This is a genomic window from Alteromonas sp. 07-89-2 (assembly GCF_013113925.1).
Taxonomy (GTDB): domain Bacteria; phylum Pseudomonadota; class Gammaproteobacteria; order Enterobacterales; family Alteromonadaceae; genus Alteromonas; species Alteromonas macleodii.
The window spans coordinates 1-19923 of record NZ_VTYM01000007.1 but is presented as its reverse complement, the minus strand read 5'-3'; the positions used below and the strand labels follow the sequence as shown (position 1 = coordinate 19923).

Here is a 19923-nt window from a genome sequence, read left to right as displayed (position 1 = left end):
CAAATAGGATTCAGCGGAGAACGGTAAGGAAGCATCATCATCTCCGGCATTTATGGCAAGTGCATAATAATAAAAAATAAAGATGGTTTTATAAGCTAAAGCTTTTAATAAACCTCCCTTAAAGATGAGGTGTGTGAGCGGGAATTCCTGACTTACCATTAACAACTTGATGCGTTTGTAAGAACTCCGATATTACAAACACGGCAACGAAGCCCACCATGCTCGACGGTTAAACGTCGTACGCTGGTGGGTTTTTTTTTGGCTACGAGGAACACGTATGACTGGGTTAAAGACAACATCACTGCTAAAACGCTTTCGAACGGCGAGTGCTGGAGTATGTGCAGCACTTGCCGTCTCTGTAGCAAGTTTTTCTGCGAGTGTGGCAGCACAAGAGCCAGCGGTAGGCTGGCCTGAAAAGGAAGAACTTAAGTTTGGTTTTATCAAGCTAACTGATATGGCACCGCTTGCTGTGGCGTACGAAAAAGGCTTTTTTGAAGATGAGGGCCTCTACGTTACATTGGAAGCGCAAGCTAACTGGAAAGTGCTGCTTGATCGCGTAATCGACGGCCAACTAGATGGCGCTCATATGCTGGCTGGCCAACCCCTTGGTGCGACCATTGGCTTCGGCACGGAATCGCATGTGGTAACAGCGTTTAGTATGGACCTCAATGGTAATGGAATTACCGTTTCTAATGAAATTTGGGACAAAATGAAGGCCCATATTCCACACGAAAATGGCAAGCCAGTTCATCCTATTAAAGCTGATTATTTAAAGCCAGTGGTTGATGAATACCGCAATGCTGGAAAGCCGTTCAACATGGGAATGGTATTTCCAGTTTCTACACACAACTACGAGTTACGCTATTGGCTTGCGGCAGGTGGAATTCACCCTGGATATTATGCGCCGCATAAAGGCGATACCGCGGGCCAAATAGACGCTCAGGCTCTGTTGTCAGTCACTCCCCCACCGCAAATGCCAGCGACGATGGAAGCCGGCACCATCTATGGGTACTGCGTAGGCGAGCCATGGAATCAACAGGCAGTATTCAAAGGTATTGGTGTGCCTGTGATCACCGATTACGAAATTTGGAAAAATAACCCTGAAAAAGTGTTCGGCGTAAGCCAGGGCTGGGCTGACAAATACCCAAATACGCACATTCGCGTGGTTAAAGCCCTAATTCGAGCGGCAATGTGGCTGGATGAAAACGACAATGCGAACCGTCCTGAAGCGGTAAAGATTCTTGCTAAAAGTAACTACGTAGGGGCAGATGAAGACGTACTGGCTAACAGCATGACAGGCACTTTCGAATACGAGAAAGGTGACAAGCGCGACGTGCCTGATTTTAACGTGTTCTTCCGCTACAACGCCACTTACCCATACTACAGTGATGCTATTTGGTACCTCACACAAATGCGCCGCTGGGGTCAAATTTCAGAGGCTAAGTCTGACGATTGGTATAAAGAGACAGCCAAAAAAGTTTATAAACCAGAGGTTTATGCTCAGGCTGCTAAAGCACTGATTGCCGAAGGTAAAGCTAAGGCGTCTGATTTTCCAGAGTTTGGGACGGAAACGGGCTACAAGCCGCCTCAGAGCGAATTCATTGATGGCGTGACGTTTGACGGAAGCACGCCTAACGCTTACTTAGAGCAATTTAAGATTGGTCTGAAGGGCGACACTGTACTGTAAGTGTCTGATTTAATGGCCCTACCTTCAGTTCTAACTAGGGCGGGGCATAAACAGCGCAAAAGCGCACATCAAGAGTCAGGAGCAAGCAATGAGCAAGATGACAACCATTCTTCGCCTTCCATCGTCGCCGTCAAACGCCAACTCTTTGTTGAGCCGTTTATATCAATCCACGCCTGCGTTGCTGCTGCCTGTTATCGGCTTGCTGATGTTTTTGGCCATTTGGAATGGTGTAGCAAAAAGTATCGACACGTCGCTGGGGCAGTTCCCAGGACCTGCACAAGTTTTCGAGCAAGCCAGTGCGTTAATTGACGAGCATATTACACAGCGTGAAAAAGCGGACGCTTTCTATCAACGTCAAGAAGCAAGAAATGCAGCGCGTGTAGCGCAGGACCCTACTTATCAGCCAAAAATTAGAGAATTCACCGGTGCGCCAACGTTTTTTGATCAGATATGGACAAGCCTTTACACCGTCATGGTTGGATTCTTAATTGCATCAGTCGTGGCGGTTCCCGTGGGTATACTATGTGGTCTAAGTAAATCTGCTTACACCGCAATAAATCCACTTATCCAGTTATTTAAGCCAGTGTCTCCATTGGCATGGCTGCCGCTGGTGACTATGGTAGTAAGTGCCCTTTATGTCAGCGATGACCCGGCGTTTTCTAAATCATTTGTCACCTCTGCCTTTACGGTTTCGCTTTGTTGTTTATGGCCAACTCTTATTAACACCGCTGTAGGCGTTTCCAATATTGATAAAGACCTAATCAACGTAAGTAAAGTATTGCGTCTTACGCCCTTTGCTCATCTCACCAAAATAGTACTTCCATCTTCTATTCCCATGATTTTTACAGGACTTAGATTGTCGCTTGGTATTGGCTGGATGGTACTGATTGCGGCAGAAATGCTTGCCCAAAACCCGGGCCTAGGAAAGTTTGTGTGGGATGAATTCCAAAACGGAAGTTCGGAGTCGCTAGCGAGAATCATGGTAGCAGTGCTCACCATTGGCGCTATTGGCTTTGTGCTAGACCGCTTAATGTTATCGATTCAGCGCGCTGTAAGCTGGGACAAGTCGAGCGTACTACGCTAATTTTGAGGAGAATTTTATGCACACTAAACACTTAGAGTTAGAGCAGGTGGGTATCGACTTCCCCACACCGAAGGGGCCATTTACTGCGCTTCAAGATGTGAATCTTAAAATCAGTAAAGGTGAATTTGTGTCGTTAATTGGCCATTCGGGCTGCGGTAAATCAACGGTGTTGAATATCGTCGCAGGTCTACATCAAGCTACCACGGGCGGCGTAATTTTAGATGGCGCAGAAGTGAAGCAGCCTGGACCTGAGCGCGCTGTAGTCTTTCAAAACCACTCTTTATTACCTTGGCTTACGGTATACAAAAATGTTGAACTGGCCGTGAAATCTACCATGCGAGACAAGAGTAAAACCGAGATGCGTGACTGGATCATGCACAACCTAGAGCTTGTGCACATGACCCACGCCCTTGATAAATTACCCAGTGAAATATCAGGTGGTATGAAACAGCGAGTAGGCATTGCGCGAGCATTGGCAATGGAACCAAAAGTGCTGCTAATGGACGAACCGTTCGGTGCGCTAGACGCCCTAACTCGCGCTCATCTTCAAGACTCGCTCATGGAAATTCACGCTGACTTGGGCAACACGGTTATTATGATTACCCACGATGTGGATGAGGCAGTATTGCTATCTGACCGCATTGTTATGATGAATAACGGCCCAGCGGCCACCATTGGCGAAATTCTAGATATTGCGTTGCCGCGTCCACGAGATAGATTAGCACTTGCAGATAACAAGCAGTACAACCACTACAGACATGAAGTCTTAACCTTTCTTTACGACAAACAAAAGAAGGTTGAAACCGTTTCGTCACGCGCAAACCAAGCGCCTACAACTAACAAACATTCACAACAGCTAGCAAAACCCAGCGGGGTGTCATCTGAAAAAAAAGACGCTAAGAAGTCAGATGCCGCCTAGCTTTATCGGCACCTGACTAGGGCGGAAGCCTTTTCCGCCAACTAACCAAAACCATCACTTTTAACCAGCATTCTACTGCTGGCTGGGTAAGTGTTGACTAATAAAAATTGATACCGATAGGGAATACACATGAACACGTTAAAAAACTTTGGCATTAAGATGCTAACAGCATCTGTTTTGACAGTATTGGGTGGAAGCGCAATGGCCGCTGACATTCACAGCGCATTAAGCGATTCAAAGGCATGGGCGGATCTGAATTTACGCTACGAAGCTGTTGATCAAGACAATGCGTTAGAAGACGCAAGTGCACTGACTTTGCGTACGCGTCTAGGGTTTAGTTCGGGTAGCGTTAATGGTTTCTCATTTACCGCTGAGGTTGAAGACAGTCGTATTGTACTTGGGCAAGATGAGTTTACTGTGGGGCCTACTGGCTTTAACGTAGGTGAGTATTCGGTCATTGCCGACCCTGAAACTACCGAAGTTGATCAAGCTTTTATTCAGTATAAGGCGGATAACTTTACCGCCAGAGTAGGGCGACAAGTAATTACTTTGGATGACCATCGATTTGTTGGCCACGTTGGCTGGCGACAAGACCGCCAGACCTTTGATGCCGTAAGCGCTAAATATGCGGCAACAGACAATCTAGAACTATTCTATAGCTATCTTTACAAACGCAACCGCATTTTTGCTGAGGCGGCAGATTTAGATTCTAAAGATCATATTCTTCATGCGACTTATACATCTAAAATTGGCAAGTTTGTGGCCTACGCTTACCTTTTAGAAGTGGACAACGACACGGATAACGCGTTGGACACGTATGGCGTGAGCTACGATGGAAAGATGAAAGGTGAGAGCGTGAGTTGGGCTTACGGTGGTGAGTTTGCCACGCAATCAAGCGAAGCTGGCGCGGGCGAAACGGCCAGCGACTTTGACGCCTCGTATTTAAATGCGTATGTCGCAGCCACGTTTTCTGGTGTGACTGCTAAGGTCGATTACGAAATACTAGGTTCTGACGATGGGTTGTACGGTTTTGCAACGCCGCTAGCTACGCTGCACAAATTCAACGGTTGGACTGATCAGTTCTTGGGCACGCCAGCACAGGGCTTAAAAGATCTTAAGTTATCTCTATCAGGTGGGCTAGCCGGTGGTAAATGGCTTTTGGCTTACCACGATTTCAGCGCTGACGACAGCAGCAACGGTGCTGACGACTTAGGCAGCGAAATTAATGTGCAGTATACGAAGAAGTTTGCAGGTAAGTACAATTTTGGCATTAAGTACGGTACTTACGATGCGGGAGATATAAAGGTGGATACCAATCGCTTCTGGATGTGGATTGGTACACGCTTCTAATTGCAATACACTATTACAACGTTATGTTGTAATTAATACTACAGGTCTGGCTGAGTCGTTACTGACTTAGCCAGCCTTTTTCAACGGCCACATCAAGCTGCTGCATAACGTAGTCCCATAAAGCCGGTGCGCAAGATTTAAGGTGAGCATTACGCTTCTCAATTTTCTCCCTTGCAATACCGTGACGCTTCCAGCTTCCTCCGTTGTCTTTCATATTTTGAAATACGGGAAGTACGCGGTCCATTGATTTTGCAAATTCTGCATCGGCGGTTTCCGCTGCTTCAAACTCAAGCCATAAATCGAGCATTTCACTACTAAGTGGACTCGGCAATAAACCAAAAATGCGCTTAGCGGCAGCTACTTCTTTCTCGGCTTGTGCGTCGTGATCTGTTTGATGATTGAAAGCAAACATGTCGCCAGCATCAATTTCCACAATATCGTGAATAAGGATCATGCGAATAACGCGGGTCACATCTATGGGTTTAGCCGCATATTCGCTTAGCATATTTGCCATTAATGCAACATGCCAGCTGTGCTCTGCGGAGTTTTCCTGTCGATAGTTATCACAGGGAAGGGTGATCTGGCGCTTAACTGCTTTTAGCTGGTCAAGTTCACAGATAAAGTCAGCAAAGTCACTTACTGCATACATTGGGATGCTCCAAGGCGTAAAAATGGGCGCCTGAGCGCCCATTTAGTTATTCAAGGTCTAATGAGTGTATTGGTTATTAACCAAATTATTTTTGCTCAGATAGCCACACGATTAGGTCAGCGATGTCGTCGAAGGTCATGTCAGCAGTGAAAGTAGGCTGATATTTACCGTTGATAATAAAGCTTGGCACACCAGTTAAGTGCTCACGATACTCATCAATTTGCTGTTGATTCTTGCGCACCATGCTATTTACGCCGAAGCTTTTGGCCATTTTGTCAAACTCTTCACCGTCTACTCCGTTCACAACGAAGATATTGCGAAGGTCTTTCAAGCCAGTGATAGATGCACGTTGCTTGTGGATATAGTTAAAAATAGCGCCGTTCATCGCGTCTTCTTGCTTCATAGCGCGCGCAATTAGCATGGCTTTAGTTGCATCGTCTTGAACTTCAGGTCCAGTAAAACGCATAAAGTTTACGTGCACCTTATTGAATTTCGTGCCGTCGCTTTTCTTTTCTTTAATTTGCGCAACAATTGGTTCGAACTGGAAGCAGTGAGGGCACCAAAATGAGAAGTACTCAGTAATAACAGGCTTATCTGTGGCTTCTTTATCAAGCACAGTATAGTGCGTACCTTCTTTCCATTTAGACGCTGGCTCCTGAGCGCATGCTGTTAGTGGCAAAAGCATTGCCATGACAAACATTACTGCAAACTTTTTCATGGAATATAATCCTATGTTCAAAAAACTATTATCGATACCGAGATTATCACAGGCTTGTTCGCTTAACTAGGACCTGTTCTACTTCAATGCCTTAGTACGCGACAAGCTCACTAAAAAACGCGACTCAAGGTTTAGGTAAATGCAGTATTTTATATACGCATGATGAACAGAGTCTGAATCATCAGGTCCTAACAGAAACTCAAAGAAAAAGGGCTATAACCATGTATAGCCCTTTATTGTTTGTTGATTTCACGTTGAGTTTTGCCTTTAAGCAACGCTCAACAGAAGGTTCATTAACGTTACATCACTTACATGCTGTAGTTAACTGAAAGTAGAGCGCGACGCTCTTGGCCTGCATAACCTACAATGTCTTCATAATCAGTATCAAATACATTGTCGACCTTCAACGAGACCTGCCACTGCTTATCTATCTGATAGCCTAAATTAACGGTTGCAAGCGTATAGGCTGACAGCGCCAGAGTCTGAGACGGTTCAGGGAAAGGAGGGAAGAAGGTGTCGTAATGACTCCCTGTGTAAGCTAGCTTGGTGTAGAAGCTGAACTTCTCCGTTCCAAAGTCAGTGTTGTAGGTTAATGAGCCTTGGTGACGGGCACGACGCAGTTCAGTGGTTGTTATACCATTGTCGGTTTGTTCCGCATCTAGATAACTATACGCTGCGGTAAAATCACCATAGCCACTGTCCCAGTTAAGTTCTAGATCAATACCTTCTCGCGAGCTTTCACCGTCGATATTATCGGCACTATATGCACCCAAATCTGACACAAATACGAAGCCATTGATTTCATCTTCAAGGTCGGTAGTGTATGCGCTGATTTGTGCAGACAGTGATTTCCAGTTTGCCTTAACGCCTATTTCCCATTCTTCACTGGTTTCAGGTTCTAAGTTTGGGTTGCCGATGAAGCTTGCTGGGAAGTAGCCAAAGCGCTCGGTGAAGGTGGGTGTTTTAACAGCTTTACCATAGCTGGTAAAAACAGCGTAGTAATCGTTAAGCTGCCAGGTAAGGCCACCGCGATAACTTACGGCATTGTCGAATTCACTGTTGTTGTCGAATCGTGCGCTTAGTGTTGCGGTTAGCGACTCGGTTAGCTGACCATTTGTCTCGGCAAATACGCTATAAGTATTGTCGTGCTGCTTCTGGTTCGGATCGCCAAATGCAATTGGGCCGCGCTGGGTAAAAAGGCGCTGTAGGTATTCAACACCGCCAGCAAAATCCCAGTTATCCATGGTATAGAAACCTGTCCAGTTTAACTCTATGCGCTCACCAGTGGTTCCGCCAGTGTCTGCACCTGACTCAGTGTTATCATTATCATCTTTGCGATAATGCGCACTTAGCGCTGAGCGATAACCTGTATTTTCCGGAGCAAATTCCCATCTTAATTTCGCACTAATTTGTGAACCATCCGTCACGTTATCTGAGTCAGCAGGAAGGCCTGTCGTCACAAAATCAGTGCCGTCGTAATCATTCTCGTACTGAACCGTGCGAAGGTTAGCTATTAACGTATGCTCCGACGTTGCGGCATAATTAATATTAATGCCAGCGGTCATGTTGTCGTAGCCATCATCTTCGTTACCAACACGAGATACGTTGTCGCCGTCGGTACGTATGTAGCTGGCGTATGCAGAAATACCTACGTTATCGCTTTGCGAGCGCGCGTTCATGCTGCCCTGCAACGTACCTTGTGTGCCAACGCCAGCAGAGAAGTCTACGTGTGACGCATTATCGGCAAACTGGCCTGATTTCGTAGTAATGCTCAATACACCACCGATAGCGCCGCTGCCCCATCTTGCGCTCTGCGGGCCTCGAAGAAGTTCTATGCGCACCACGTTTGCGCTAGTTAAGTGAGCAAGGTCAACTAGGCTTCCTTGGCCTACGTCGTTGGCAACAACGCCATCAATTAAAACAAGTAGATGGTTGGTTTCACCGCCGCGCACGCGCAGCTCTGTTAAGCCACCAGGACTGCCTGACTGAGACAAGCTAACGCCAGGTAGGCCGCGAATTAGATCGGTAAGTTGAAGTGCGCCCGAAGCTTTAATGTCGCTTTCAGTTAGCACCGATACTGAACCAGGAAGTTTGGTTAACGAAATAGGCAAACGCGTGCCTGTTACTGTTAAAGTTTCAATATCTTGGTCAGAAGTTTGAGCAAAGGCAGGTGTGCTTAAGCACGAAATAACTGCAGCGCTAAGGGCTGCTTTAGTAAAATGTGTACGCATGGTTTTTATGTTGTCTTTGATGCGCTCCACCCGAGCACATGATTAGGGAAAGTGCACGCATTGCTTAATTATGGATGTGAGCAAGCAAACGACACCATGAAGTACAGGCCGGTATCCGGGCTTACTCACCATTACTAAAAATGTAATAGCTCTTTTGCCTTCCCATCTAATGGCGTTTAATACGTAACGCATAAAAGACAGTGGCGTATGAAAAGAAAACGACAACGCGTTGAGTTTACCGTTGCGGGGGCAGCATCAGTTTTTCACTGATTTCCCGTTTAACCCTTGTCGCCGTAGTTAATATGGAGCTAGACAAGAGCACCTACACACTGTCGATTATATCTAAGTTAAAAAGTGATAGCGAATACGGTTTCTTATACCTTACGCTTTTTCGTAACCGCCATAAGATTATCGACAACTGTCATCGAAAAAGCGTTTTTTCAGCAGTAAAGGGGCTGGCTCAATATCCTAATTTCAGGGGAGGCTCTTGAAGGGCCGATAGCTGTTCTTTCAGAGCAAGTATTTGGCCTTCCCAGTATTTGTCTTCAGCAAACCAAGGAAATGCCCGCGGAAAAGCAGGGTCTTCCCAGCGTCGTGAAAGCCATGCCATGTAATGCACCATTCGCATAGCGCGGAGGGGCTCAATAAGTGGCAACTGTGCAGTGTCAAACGGGTGAAACTCCTCGTATGCTTCAACCAAAGTATCGATCTGCAAAAGCTGTTGTTGGCGGTCGCCGCTTAGCATCATCCACAAATCTTGGATAGCAGGGCCCATGCGGCAATCATCTAAATCAACGAAAGTAGGGCCATCGCGCCATAATATATTGCCCGGGTGGCAATCACCGTGAAGCCGAATACTTGATGTTGGCTTATACGCTTTTTTCGTGGCATCAATAACGGGGTTAAGTATGGCAAAAAATGCTGTCTTTAAATGCTCTGGCAGCAGTGTGCTTTGCGTAAGCACCTGCTTCGGCTCATCGAGGTAACTTTCAATATCAATCGAGGGACGATGTGCAAACCCTTTAGCATGGGCCACGCGGTGAATACGGCCAATGAAACGCCCCATCCATTCGAGTTGATCAAGGTTGTCATTTTCGAATTGCCTGCCGCCTACCGAAGGAAATAACGCAAATCGATAGTCAGTTTCGGCCACGGTGTGGTGATGCAGCGTGCTGCCATTGAGAGAAATGGGCGCAGCCAATGGAATTTCGTTGTCGATTAGCTCTGCAGCAAACGCGTGTTCTTCAAGAATTTGAGCGTCGGTCCATCGACCTGGGCGATAGAATTTTGCTACATAGCGCTGACCGTCTTCAGCCAAAAACTGATAGACGCGGTTTTCATAACTATTTAGTGCTAGTAAACCGCTTTGAAGAAAAATGCCCTGACTTTCCAGGGCATCTAATATGGTGTCTGGGCTAAGCCCAGAGAATGAAAAATCTGTCATCGATAAAGGAACTTAGTTGGCTCATCAACAGTAACCGTTTCCCCATCAATAGTGGTGGTTACACTGATAAAAATATCGGTAACCGTATCTTCCAGATTATAGGCGTCAGTTGCAACTGAAATTGGCGTGCTATACACCGCACCGCCTTCAACTGTTACAGTTTGCTCACCAATGTACTTGTAGTCAGGCAAACCTTTTACAGCAATAGAGTAGGTTTGGGTTTGCTGTGTTTTGTTAAGTACTTTTATTGTATAGACGTTCTCAATTAGCCCTTCATTCGTTTCGCGGTATAGCGAGTTTCTGTCGCGGATAATGTCAACTTCGGTGGGGCTGCGCATCCAAATATTGGCAAACAGCAAGCCTATCATCACCACTAAAACAACAAAGTAACCAATTAACTTTGGACGTAAAATATGAGTCTTACCGCCAGCTAGTTCTTCTTCAGAGGTAAAGCTTATCAGGCCTTTAGGATAACCCATTTTATCCATAACACCGTTACACGCATCAACACAGGCGCCGCAGTTGATGCATTCGTATTGTAAGCCATTTCGAATATCGATACCGGTTGGGCATACCTGAACACACAGGTTGCAGTCTATACAGTCGCCTAACCCTTTTTCTTTTACTTGCTCGTGACTAAGTTTGCGTGGTCGCGGGCCGCGTTGCTCTCCACGCTTTGCATCGTACGATACAGTAAACGTGTCTTTGTCGAACATGGCAGACTGAAAACGCGCATACGGGCAAATGTGCGTGCACATGATTTCGCGCATGTAGCCAGCGTTTCCGTACGTACATACGGCAAAGAAAATAACCGATAAACCTGCCCAGAAGCTGGTGTTAAATGTTACAAAATCGATAAACAGTTCATCAATTGGCGTAAAGTAGCCAACGAAGGTTAAAGCCGTTAACAGCGCTACCAATACCCAAGCGGTGTGCTTAGCTGTTTTACGCAAAAATTTATCTGCATCCATTTTGCGTGCATCTAGCGCTATACGCTTGTTGCGAGGGCCTTCGAATTTCTCTTCGAACCACGTATAAATGTATACCCACGTTGTTTGAGGACACATAAATCCACACCACACTCGACCAGCGAAAGTGGTGACGAAGAACAGCGCAAAGGCGGAAACAATAAATATGTAGGCCAACAAAGTGAGATCTTGAGGCCATAAGGTTAGTGAGAATATAGTAAATCGCTGCTCACCAATATCGAGTAGCACGGCTTGATGCCCGTTGTACTGAATCCATGGAATGATGGCAAAGAGGCCCAAAAAGAAAAGGCCAAACATGCGTCTAAACGTCTCCAGAGGGCCTTGTACAGCCCGCACATAAATACGGCTACGAGAGTCGTGGCGTTTACCCTCAGGTCCACCTTTGGGTTTATGTACTTTTACCGGTGTAACGGTCTTTACCGGTATTTGTTCATTCATAGCTTAACCTTATGTGACGTAACGAACTGCCTGTGCAGTATAACTGCGTTCAAAACGTCATATTTAATGTAGATCAATAATGCGGCGTATGGTGTATCTTTTTAAAGTTTCAGTCAATACTGAAACTTCAGAACGTAAGTCGTTTTTTGTTTTGATTTCCTCAGTCTATGTAACTTTGTAAATAGTTAAATACAGCTACGTGAATAATGAGGATTAATATAACGGCCAGATGCCATTTGATGCCCAACATCGACGATTAGGCTTTACCTACTATACATGAGTATAGTTTGCTGTATTTACAGGTAAACCGATATGACCCTATTATCGTCGATAATAATGTGGTCAATTACCGTTTGAATCGTGTACAGTGAGCATTGTGAAAATGTAAATTGGCAAAGTGTAGTTGAGCACATAGTGAGAAAGGTGCTAAAAAATTGGCGCTATTTGTAGTAAACGTCTGTCAAAGTTAGCTGAGAAGTCATGTTAAGGTTCTTTATCATCGCTGCTGAAATTATTGTTTTGGTAATTGTGCTGCGGTCTCCTTTTGTTCAGTATCTCTTTGAAGATATCCAGAACTCGCTTTCTGAATGGCTAGTTTCAATTGCCACCTTACCGGAGCGAGAGGAACTGCGTAGTTTACAAGATAAAATTAATATCCAGCTGAGTCCCTTAAAGCCTTACCAGCAAACATATGTTCAGCAAATCACCGCTGATAGCGCAAGCGTTAAACGTTTTTATCACACCTATTGTGAAAAGGACGATATAAACCCCAACTTTACGGGAACTAAACGCGTTCAACTATGCCTAATCATTAAACAGTCGTCAGTTATGCAAGTAGCAAAGCGAGACTAGCCAATTTTAACCAGGTTGGTTAAATATAAAGCTGATATAAAAGCCGACAATTGCTGCATGCTAAGCTTTCTCTAAATGTCTTGCTAACTCATAGTTTAAACGACTGAATTTAGGAGCATAAAAGTGAATAAATTACGTACTTTTTCTTGTTTAAGCTGCGCCACAGCGGTGGGACTCCTTACCGTTTTTGCTCCCACTCAAGCCGCTGAGGTGAAGATAACGTGGGAAGAACCTGAGTCTTATAGCGATGTAAGACCAACCAATGAATCTCGTAAACGGTTCCGCGAACGAACGCTACAAGAGCTTGAAGAACACATTGTAGATTTGGCCAGTGATTTACCTGAGTCGCAAGTGCTGTCAATGACAGTAACAAATGTTGATTTAGCTGGTCAGGTTTGGCCAAGCCAGTTTGTCGGCTTCGGTAACGGCGCCGGTAGCGACGTCCGTATCATTAAGCGCGTTGATATTCCTAGAATGACATTCAGCTACTCGTTGGCTAATGCCGACGGTCAGGTCATTTTAAGTGGTGAAGATGTGAAACTTAAAGATATGGATTTTATGGAGTCGAATATTCGTCGCAATCGCACGGAATCGCTTTCTTATGAAAAAGCGATGCTTAATGATTGGTTTTCAGATACCTTTTCAACCCAAGTAGCAGCGAACGACTAATAGTTTCGTTCAAATCATAATAAAAAAGGTCACATATAGTGACCTTTTTTGCGTTCATAGCCCATATTTCACGGGCTATAGCAGAATAAGCTGCCTACAGATAATCAAACTCATTACCTGATATTGCAAGGGTGCTTCCAGGGCCAGCTTTATAAGCGGCTTTGTGCGCATCGCGACGTACTAATATACGTTCCATGTAGAAGTCACGTGTCTTCATCTTAGACGCTGCAAGTACTGCATTACCTGATGCCTGCGCTTTGTCGGCCATGCTGTACCACAGTACACCAATCAATGAATAGGCGCTGTATGCCAAGTAATCACAAGCAGCAGCTGCAGCGGTGGTGGCATCCATACCTAAGCAATCGGCTGAAGATGCACGCCAGTCATCAAGAATTCCTTGAGCCAGACCCTTCGCCTCACTGTCTTGAATGTCGCTGACCAAAGCGTTAAACGCATTATAGGTCGCTTCCATCATTTGACCGCCATCTCGGGTAAGCTTACGACCAATAAGGTCTAGCGCCTGAATACCGTTGGTGCCTTCATATAACATAGCAATGCGCACGTCGCGCATAAGTTGTTCCATACCCCATTCACGAATAAAGCCGTGACCACCAAATACTTGTACACCTAGGCTGGTGGTCTCAAGGCCCATATCCGTCATAAAAGCTTTGCAGATTGGCGTTAAAAACTGAAGTATCTTGTCGGCATCTTCTTTTTCTTGACCTTCACCAAGCTTCTCAACGTCCATAAACTTGGCATAGAAAAGTGAAAGTGCACGACAGCCTTCAATCAGTGATTTCTGCGTAAGTAACATACGCGCTACGTCAGGTTGAAAGACGATCGGGTCTGCTTTGCCTTCTGGATTTTGAATTCCCTGAGGTGCGCGAGACTGAACGCGTTCGCGGGCATAGGTCAGCGCGCCTTGGTAAGAGGCTTCTGCCGCCCCTAAACCTTGCAGACCTACTTGGAAGCGTGCATCGTTCATCATGGTGAACATACATGCTAGGCCTTGGTTTTCTTCACCTACAAGGTACCCCGTTGCACCGTCAAAATTCATCACGCAAGTCGGGCTCGCTTTGATCCCCATTTTGTGTTCGATGCTTCCTACTGACAAGCTGTTCGCCTCGCCAGGCTCATTGCTGGCATCTGGAAGGAACTTAGGCACTAAGAATAAGCTGATGCCTTTAACGCCTTTGGGAGCATCAGGCAGACGAGCTAGAACAAGGTGAATAACGTTCGAACTCCAGTCGTGATCGCCTGCGGTAATAAAAATCTTATTTCCGGTGACTTTATAGCTGCCGTCGCCTTGTGGCTCTGCTTTGGTACTAAGCAAGCTCAAATCTGTTCCTGCATGAGGTTCGGTCAGGTTCATGGTACCTGTCCACTCACCGCTGATTAGCTTAGCAAGGTAGATATCTTTTAATTCTTTACTGGCGTGTTTAGTAACCGCAAGTGTTGCGCTTTCAGTAAGCATGGTGGTTAAACGCCAGCTTAAGTTCGCCGCGTTTAGCATTTCGTGAACAGGCACAGCCATGGTGTACGGCAAGTCTTGCCCGTCGTACTCGGCAGTACCTAGCATTGCATTCCAGCCGTTAGCAACATATTCCTGATAGGCATCAGCGAAGCCTTTAGGCGTGGTAATGCTGCCGTCTTTTAGCGTACAGCCTTCTTCATCGCCTTCACGGTTAAGAGGGGCAACCACATCCAAAGCAAACTTTGCACCCTGTGCAATAATTTCGTTGGCAAGTTCGCTATCAAAGTCGCTGATACCGAGCTTTTCGTAGTGAGCATCAAGTCCAAGCCAGTCTTTTAACAAGAACTGAAAATCAGTCGTAGGGGCGTGGTACAGAGGCATGGATGACTCCTTTTTCAAACAAGTGTTTTAATTTTGTCTATTATAGTCACAAAAAGCGTAGTCCGAATAGTCCGTTAAAGGAAAGTTAATAATAAATTTGGATGATGTGGGTAATGATCTATGCGGACTGATATGAGAGAAACACATAGGTTTACCAAGACTTAAATGTGCAGTAAAGGTCACACAGGCTCTGATGATGATGACTGACGCATTGATGTTAATATAGAAAAGTGAACTCAAGTGGTAAGCTCGCTTGCAATTCAAATTCTCACTGGCATGCTTAGCCTACATTGAAATAACCCGTTCACATACGCACAAGCAACACGGTACATAAAAACATGAATTCAGAAAGCGCGAAGAAAAACCTTGAACATAGCAATGATGATGCGCAGAGCCCGGTTTGCATTGTAACGGGGGGAAGCTTGGGTATCGGTTTTGCAGTCTGCAAGCTGTTTAGTCAAAACGGATATCAAGTCATTAATTTAGATATCAGAGACTTTGAGCAAGCGCTACCTAATGCTATCTGGAAGCCGTGTGATGTAAGTGTTGTGCGTAATATTGAAGCCGCGGTGAATGAGGTTATTAGTTCTTATCAACGCATAGACGCATTGGTGTGTAATGCCGGTATACATGTTTCAGCAACCATTGAAGACACTGATGAAGCGCTGCTTGATAAGGTACTAAACTTGAACGTAAAAGGGGCGTATGGCGCGATTAAGTCTTGCCTGCCAACCATGAAAGAGCAGGGCAGCGGCGCGATTGTGGTGATGGGCTCAGATCAGTCCTTTATTGGAAAGCGCAATTCGTTCGCCTACGGGGTCAGCAAAGGTGCATTGGCGTCTATGGCGAAAACCACCGCGCTTGACTACGCACCCTATAATATCCGCGTTAACGCGGTCTGCCCGGGTACTATCGAAACACCTCTATTTCATAACGCTATTGATAATTACGTGGCACGCTCTGGGGCAGATAAAAATGAAGTGGTAGCAGAAGAAGCCGCTGCACAACCTATTGGACGTTTGGGCCAGCCCGAAGACGTAGCTGAATTGACTTATTTCCTATGCAGCAACAAAGCGTCGTTCATCACGGGTAGCTTGTATGCGGTGGATGGGGGCTACACAGCACAATAGAAAGAGCTGAACAGAAAAGCAACGCGAAATGCCTTATCAGCAATAGCATAAACCAAGGTTTTATAAACAAAGATGAGCAAGCCTTCAATCACTTGGATAGACCCTCATATTCACTTCTTTGCCTTAAACGAAGGGCACTATGGTTGGCTGAAACCAGCCAATGCCCCCTTTTGGCCAGATAAAAAAGCGATTGCAAAACATACTACAGAGCACATGCTCTATTGCGCGTCGTTAGGGCAGTTAGGCGGTTTTGTTCACATTGAAGCGGGTTACGACAACGAAAGACCCTGGCGTGAAATTGCGTTCTTGGAGCGTCATTGTACGCTGCCATTCCGTTCGGTTGGGTGTATCGATTTAACGGGAAATAATGTTGGCAGTCATATCGACAAGCTAAAGCGGTACCAGTCAATACGTGGGCTTCGTCACATATTAGATGACGATGCTAAAGTACTTTTACGCACCCCTAAGGTTAAATGGGGGCTTCATCATATGGCGTCGCAAGGCTTGTCTTTTGAAGCGCAGTTAAATCTTGCAGATAGCAATGCTGTGCATGCGCTGCTAACGGTACTAGAACAAACACCCTCGCTAAAAGTGGCTATAAACCATGCCGCAATAGCGCCAATTGATGTAAATAGCTTTGCGTTTAAAACATGGCGGCAGAGTATTCGCGACTTGAATGAAACGCAGCAAGTTGTGTTTAAGTTCTCAGGATTAGAAATGCAAGATCGCCGTTGGCTGTGGCAGCGTGCGTCTTATATTTTTGAAACCTTGCTGGACACCGTTGGCACAGATCACATGATGTTTGCCAGCAACTTCCCGCTATGTCAGTGGCGAATGCCGTATGCCGCGCTTTGGCATGGGTTCATTGATATGACAACGCCGCTTTCTGTAACTCAAAAAGCGGCGCTGCTGCACGAAAATGCGAAGCGATGGTACGACATCGCATAAAGCTAGCTTACTTAAGCTGCTGAACTAGCCTAGGGTTTATTGCCTTCAATAAACCCGTTGGATTTCAGCTTTATTTAAGCGCAGTTACCGTCATGTGCGGCGAGCGATAAACCACCTCATCGTTTAGATCGATACCAATTCCCGGTGTGTCAGGCGCTTCAATGAAGCCGTTTACTGGCTGAGGATCTTGAATGCAAAGTTCACGGTTCCAGTCTTTAATAGCGTAGGTATGGTGCTCGTGAATTAAGAAGTTTGGAATGGCCGTTTCTAGATGCAGGCTTGCCGCTGTCGCTACAGGGCCTCCGCAAACGTGAGCCTGAATACGTACATCGTAAATGTCGGCATAGTCACACACCTTTTTCGCTTCGGTGAAACCACCACAAAGGCCAACGTCAGGCTGAAGTACATCAATAGATTGGTCTTCAAGGTAAGGGCGTACATCCCAGCGGTGGTACAAGCGCTCACCGCCCGCAATAGGCACATTCACGTTCTTCGCTACTTTGTCGTGAAGCTTCGAGTTAAGGTAATTCACTGGCTCTTCGTAATATAGACAGCCAATTTCTTCAACGATGTCACCCAGCTGGATAGCCGTTGATGCACCTAATAGGCTGTGACATTCAAAGATGATGTCGCCATCTTCGCCCATTGTGTCTCTAATCGCCTGAAGGCGGGCTTTGAAAAGTTTAAGCTCGGGCTTAGTGAATAGTTTGGTTCTGTCGAAATGGGTGTTGCCGTCTTTATCGTAAACGATGGGGTCAACTTTAACCGCATCGTAACCATCTTTAAGTGCTTTTTCGGTGGCGCGAGCATAGTCAGCGGGATCGTTAAGCTTGGTTACTTCTTTGTCCCAATCAAACTGTAGCTGGCTAGCGTAGCTACGGAGCTTGCCATTAGTTTTGCCACCCAGTAATTCGTAAACCGGTAAGCCAAGCGCTTTGCCTTTAATGTCCCAAAGTGCAGTATCAATAGCGCTCATCGCAGCATAAATAACCGGGCCGCCGCCTAATCCCCAAAAGCCTTCGCGCAGCATTCTCGACCACAGCAGTTCAGTGTGAAAAGGATTAAAGCCAATCAGCATGGCTTCGGCAATTTCTTTAATCATGTGTGCAGCGGCGCTGTGACCCCAATCATAAGCCAGTCCTGCTTCGCCCACACCGGTAATGCCTTCGTCGGTGTATACGCGTACGAAAACTGGGTTCCACTGAGGGCGTTTAGGGCATTCGATATCAAAAATTTCTACTTTGGTCACTTTCATAATGTATAAACAATTCCTGTTTGAAATAAGTTGGCGTTTAGCTGGTTAAGCTAAATTATTCGCAGAAGCCCGGGTCTAGTTTGTAAGCTTTGCGAAGCATGGCAGGCCATGCTTTTTGGCCGCCTGTTTCGCCGCTGTGAACCACATTAGCCTGTGCGTATATGCCATCAATAATGCTTTGCGGTATCTCGATAACCTCTTCATTAGACTGCATCAGGGCAAGCTGAATTTCGCACGCTCGCTGCAAATCGTAAAAGCGCATAAAGGCGTCGCCAACGGTGGGGCCAAGGGTTAGACCGCCGTGATTAGGCAAAAGCATGTGATTAGTGTCGCCAAGGTCGTCCTGCAAACGTTTCTTTTCACTATCATCAACGGCTAAACCTTCGTAGCTGTGATAAGAAAGTGAAGGTAGCGAAAACATTGAATACTGGCTCCAGGGCTTAAGCCCGCCTTTGACAGATGCGACTGAGATTGTGGCTAGTGTATGCAGGTGAATAACGCATTGGGCATCGTGGCGCACTTCGTGGATAGCACTGTGAATGGTGAAGCCAGCGGGGTTTATGCCGTAAGGTGTATCGTCAAGGATGTTACCCTCTAAATCGACCTTAACCAGGTTAGAGGCGGTAACCTCGTCAAACGTCAGGCCAAAGGCGTTAACCAAGTAATGATCAGTGCCCGGTACCTTAGCTGAGATATGCGTGTAAATAAGGTCGCCCCATCGCATATCTGCCACTAACCGATAGCATGCTGCTAAATCGACACGAGTTTGCCATTCTTGTTCAGATACTTTGCCTTTAAGGCTTAAGGTTGGCAGTGAAAACAAGCCACTTCTCCTATTCTTTTCATGGTGACAATTTACCAATACCCGCAACAATGAACAATGCTTTGTCAGTGCTGCGTTATATCGAATTGGGTGTAGCCATCGCGCAAGGGAATAAGATCGTCAGCGAAACGCATTGCGTCGTGGTCAAGGGTAAAGGGGTCGGCTTTTACGAGTTTTTTTATCTCTAATTTGGCCCAAGGAGGCGCATCGAAGGCGTCTGGAAGGGTCTCAATACCAGCATCTAAATCACAACCAAATATAGCCAATCCATTAGGTGTGGTGGATAAATATTGGGTAACTTCAACATTGAACCCAGTTTCTTCCCACGTTTCTCTGTGTGCAGTACAGGCGACCGACTCATGTTCAAGCACCCCTCCACCAGGAAAATCCAATTTACCTGAAAGACGGTGTTCTACTAACAGTACCTTGTTATTTGTTTTGACTAGGCACGCGGCAGCAATCAAAGGGACTGGACTGTTTTCTCCAACTTGGTTTTGTTGAGATAAAAGCCTATCGGAAACGCGACAAACCGGCGCGTTGGGTGAAGACTGTGAACATGCGAAAAGCGTTAAAACAGCGAATATAGCTGATAAGCGAAATAAGATGACCATCGATTTGGGTAAAATACTCTAGAAGCTGTTTGTGATTGTTTTAAAAATAATCAATATTAAATGACAGACTCTACGCAAATATAACACAACTAATACCAGTCCGCGTAGATCATTACCCACTCAGCGAGAGTTAAAATGTTCGTAATCGCGGCGTGTTACCGCAGGTGTAGTGGCTCTACATCAAGGTGACACAACAAAGAGTACGGACATTTTAAACTCGCCCTTCGGGAAGGTCTGGCAAGCTTCCTAGCTTCATTCTGGGAATTTGAAA

General features: G+C 45.8%; 17 protein-coding genes and 1 riboswitch. Of the genes, 8 read left to right on the top strand and 9 right to left on the bottom strand.

The features are described 5' to 3' along the window. Positions 1-277: 277 nt before the first annotated feature. The 4 genes from F0261_RS06635 (at position 278) to F0261_RS06620 (ending at position 5040) form a co-directional block, all read left to right on the top strand. Complete coding sequence (locus F0261_RS06635; RefSeq protein WP_061439524.1) at positions 278-1687, top strand: CmpA/NrtA family ABC transporter substrate-binding protein; 1410 nt, start codon at positions 278-280, stop codon at positions 1685-1687. An 88-nt stretch (positions 1688-1775) separates the two neighbouring features. Further along, on the top strand, positions 1776-2771 hold the full coding sequence (locus F0261_RS06630) for an ABC transporter permease (RefSeq protein ID WP_061439529.1): 996 nt from the start codon (positions 1776-1778) through the stop codon (positions 2769-2771). 16 nt (positions 2772-2787) lie between these two features. Beyond that, on the top strand, positions 2788-3690 hold the full coding sequence (locus tag F0261_RS06625) for an ABC transporter ATP-binding protein (protein ID WP_171337523.1): 903 nt from the start codon (positions 2788-2790) through the stop codon (positions 3688-3690). Positions 3691-3819: 129 nt separating this feature from the next. Beyond that, positions 3820-5040 (top strand): alginate export family protein, encoded by a 1221-nt coding sequence (locus F0261_RS06620; protein WP_171337522.1) that lies wholly within the window; start codon positions 3820-3822, stop codon positions 5038-5040. Positions 5041-5098: 58 nt separating this feature from the next. Here the strand turns inward: F0261_RS06620 and F0261_RS06615 are convergent, their stop codons facing one another. The 5 genes from F0261_RS06615 to ccoG all read right to left on the bottom strand — a co-directional run bounded on the left by F0261_RS06615 (position 5099) and on the right by ccoG (position 11509). Next, the gene (locus F0261_RS06615; RefSeq protein WP_014948247.1) at positions 5099-5689 is read right to left on the bottom strand and encodes an HD family hydrolase; all 591 of its coding nucleotides are present in this window, start codon (positions 5687-5689) and stop codon (positions 5099-5101) included. A gap of 85 nt (positions 5690-5774) precedes the next feature. Then, entirely contained in the window at positions 5775-6407 is a 633-nt protein-coding gene (locus F0261_RS06610) for a thiol:disulfide interchange protein DsbA/DsbL (RefSeq protein WP_014948248.1), read from the bottom strand. Between the two features lie 308 nt (positions 6408-6715). Continuing rightward, on the bottom strand, positions 6716-8638 hold the full coding sequence (locus tag F0261_RS06605; RefSeq protein WP_216600737.1) for a TonB-dependent siderophore receptor: 1923 nt from the start codon (positions 8636-8638) through the stop codon (positions 6716-6718). An 88-nt stretch (positions 8639-8726) separates the two neighbouring features. Then, a riboswitch (cobalamin riboswitch) is annotated at positions 8727-8979 on the bottom strand. Between the two features lie 119 nt (positions 8980-9098). Continuing rightward, positions 9099-10082 carry a serine/threonine protein kinase gene (locus tag F0261_RS06600; RefSeq protein ID WP_061439538.1) on the bottom strand — a complete coding sequence of 328 codons (984 nt, stop codon included), beginning with the start codon at positions 10080-10082 and terminating at the stop codon, positions 9099-9101. Continuing rightward, the gene (gene ccoG / locus F0261_RS06595; RefSeq protein WP_014975671.1) at positions 10079-11509 is read right to left on the bottom strand and encodes a cytochrome c oxidase accessory protein CcoG; all 1431 of its coding nucleotides are present in this window, start codon (positions 11507-11509) and stop codon (positions 10079-10081) included. Before ccoG ends, F0261_RS06600 begins: the two co-directional genes overlap by 4 nt. 480 nt (positions 11510-11989) lie before the next feature. On the opposite strand from ccoG, the gene F0261_RS06590 reads away from it, so the two are divergent. Both F0261_RS06590 and F0261_RS06585 read left to right on the top strand, forming a co-directional pair. Beyond that, positions 11990-12361 (top strand): hypothetical protein, encoded by a 372-nt coding sequence (locus F0261_RS06590; protein WP_014948251.1) that lies wholly within the window; start codon positions 11990-11992, stop codon positions 12359-12361. Between the two features lie 123 nt (positions 12362-12484). After that, complete coding sequence (locus F0261_RS06585; protein WP_014948252.1) at positions 12485-13030, top strand: DUF3016 domain-containing protein; 546 nt, start codon at positions 12485-12487, stop codon at positions 13028-13030. Between the two features lie 94 nt (positions 13031-13124). On the opposite strand, the gene F0261_RS06580 is transcribed toward F0261_RS06585, so the two are convergent. Continuing rightward, positions 13125-14885, bottom strand: coding sequence for an acyl-CoA dehydrogenase family protein (locus F0261_RS06580; protein WP_171337521.1), 1761 nt, complete (start codon positions 14883-14885; stop codon positions 13125-13127). A 338-nt stretch (positions 14886-15223) separates the two neighbouring features. Between F0261_RS06580 and F0261_RS06575 the strand changes: the two genes are divergently transcribed. Together F0261_RS06575 and F0261_RS06570 are read left to right on the top strand one after the other, a co-directional pair. Beyond that, positions 15224-16015, top strand: a complete 792-nt coding sequence (locus tag F0261_RS06575) for an SDR family NAD(P)-dependent oxidoreductase (RefSeq protein ID WP_171337520.1) — start codon at positions 15224-15226, stop codon at positions 16013-16015. 72 nt (positions 16016-16087) lie between these two features. Next, positions 16088-16963 (top strand): amidohydrolase, encoded by an 876-nt coding sequence (locus F0261_RS06570; RefSeq protein WP_171337519.1) that lies wholly within the window; start codon positions 16088-16090, stop codon positions 16961-16963. 70 nt (positions 16964-17033) lie between these two features. On the opposite strand, the gene F0261_RS06565 is transcribed toward F0261_RS06570, so the two are convergent. The 3 genes from F0261_RS06565 to F0261_RS06555 all read right to left on the bottom strand — a co-directional run bounded on the left by F0261_RS06565 (position 17034) and on the right by F0261_RS06555 (position 19652). Then, positions 17034-18218, bottom strand: coding sequence for a mandelate racemase/muconate lactonizing enzyme family protein (locus F0261_RS06565; protein WP_014975676.1), 1185 nt, complete (start codon positions 18216-18218; stop codon positions 17034-17036). Between the two features lie 55 nt (positions 18219-18273). Continuing rightward, complete coding sequence (locus tag F0261_RS06560; protein WP_014948258.1) at positions 18274-19041, bottom strand: class II aldolase/adducin family protein; 768 nt, start codon at positions 19039-19041, stop codon at positions 18274-18276. Positions 19042-19106: 65 nt separating this feature from the next. Next, positions 19107-19652: an NUDIX hydrolase gene (locus F0261_RS06555; protein ID WP_171337518.1), complete on the bottom strand. Its 546-nt coding sequence runs from the start codon at positions 19650-19652 to the stop codon at positions 19107-19109. Between the last annotated feature and the right edge of the window lie 271 nt (positions 19653-19923).

What these genes read in the sequence shown, in the direction of transcription:
- F0261_RS06620 (WP_171337522.1), top strand. Translation starts at nt 3,820, where the DNA reads ATGAACACGTTAAAAAACTTTGGCATTAAGATGCTAACAGCATCTGTT.
- F0261_RS06630 (WP_061439529.1), top strand. Translation starts at nt 1,776, where the DNA reads ATGAGCAAGATGACAACCATTCTTCGCCTTCCATCGTCGCCGTCAAAC.
- F0261_RS06555 (WP_171337518.1), bottom strand. Translation starts at nt 19,652, where the DNA reads ATGGTCATCTTATTTCGCTTATCAGCTATATTCGCTGTTTTAACGCTT.
- F0261_RS06590 (WP_014948251.1), top strand. Translation starts at nt 11,990, where the DNA reads ATGTTAAGGTTCTTTATCATCGCTGCTGAAATTATTGTTTTGGTAATT.
- F0261_RS06615 (WP_014948247.1), bottom strand. Translation starts at nt 5,689, where the DNA reads ATGTATGCAGTAAGTGACTTTGCTGACTTTATCTGTGAACTTGACCAG.
- F0261_RS06605 (WP_216600737.1), bottom strand. Translation starts at nt 8,638, where the DNA reads ATGCGTACACATTTTACTAAAGCAGCCCTTAGCGCTGCAGTTATTTCG.
- F0261_RS06600 (WP_061439538.1), bottom strand. Translation starts at nt 10,082, where the DNA reads ATGACAGATTTTTCATTCTCTGGGCTTAGCCCAGACACCATATTAGAT.
- F0261_RS06635 (WP_061439524.1), top strand. Translation starts at nt 278, where the DNA reads ATGACTGGGTTAAAGACAACATCACTGCTAAAACGCTTTCGAACGGCG.
- F0261_RS06565 (WP_014975676.1), bottom strand. Translation starts at nt 18,218, where the DNA reads ATGAAAGTGACCAAAGTAGAAATTTTTGATATCGAATGCCCTAAACGC.
- F0261_RS06610 (WP_014948248.1), bottom strand. Translation starts at nt 6,407, where the DNA reads ATGAAAAAGTTTGCAGTAATGTTTGTCATGGCAATGCTTTTGCCACTA.
- F0261_RS06625 (WP_171337523.1), top strand. Translation starts at nt 2,788, where the DNA reads ATGCACACTAAACACTTAGAGTTAGAGCAGGTGGGTATCGACTTCCCC.
- F0261_RS06580 (WP_171337521.1), bottom strand. Translation starts at nt 14,885, where the DNA reads ATGCCTCTGTACCACGCCCCTACGACTGATTTTCAGTTCTTGTTAAAA.
- F0261_RS06570 (WP_171337519.1), top strand. Translation starts at nt 16,088, where the DNA reads ATGAGCAAGCCTTCAATCACTTGGATAGACCCTCATATTCACTTCTTT.
- F0261_RS06575 (WP_171337520.1), top strand. Translation starts at nt 15,224, where the DNA reads ATGAATTCAGAAAGCGCGAAGAAAAACCTTGAACATAGCAATGATGAT.
- ccoG (WP_014975671.1), bottom strand. Translation starts at nt 11,509, where the DNA reads ATGAATGAACAAATACCGGTAAAGACCGTTACACCGGTAAAAGTACAT.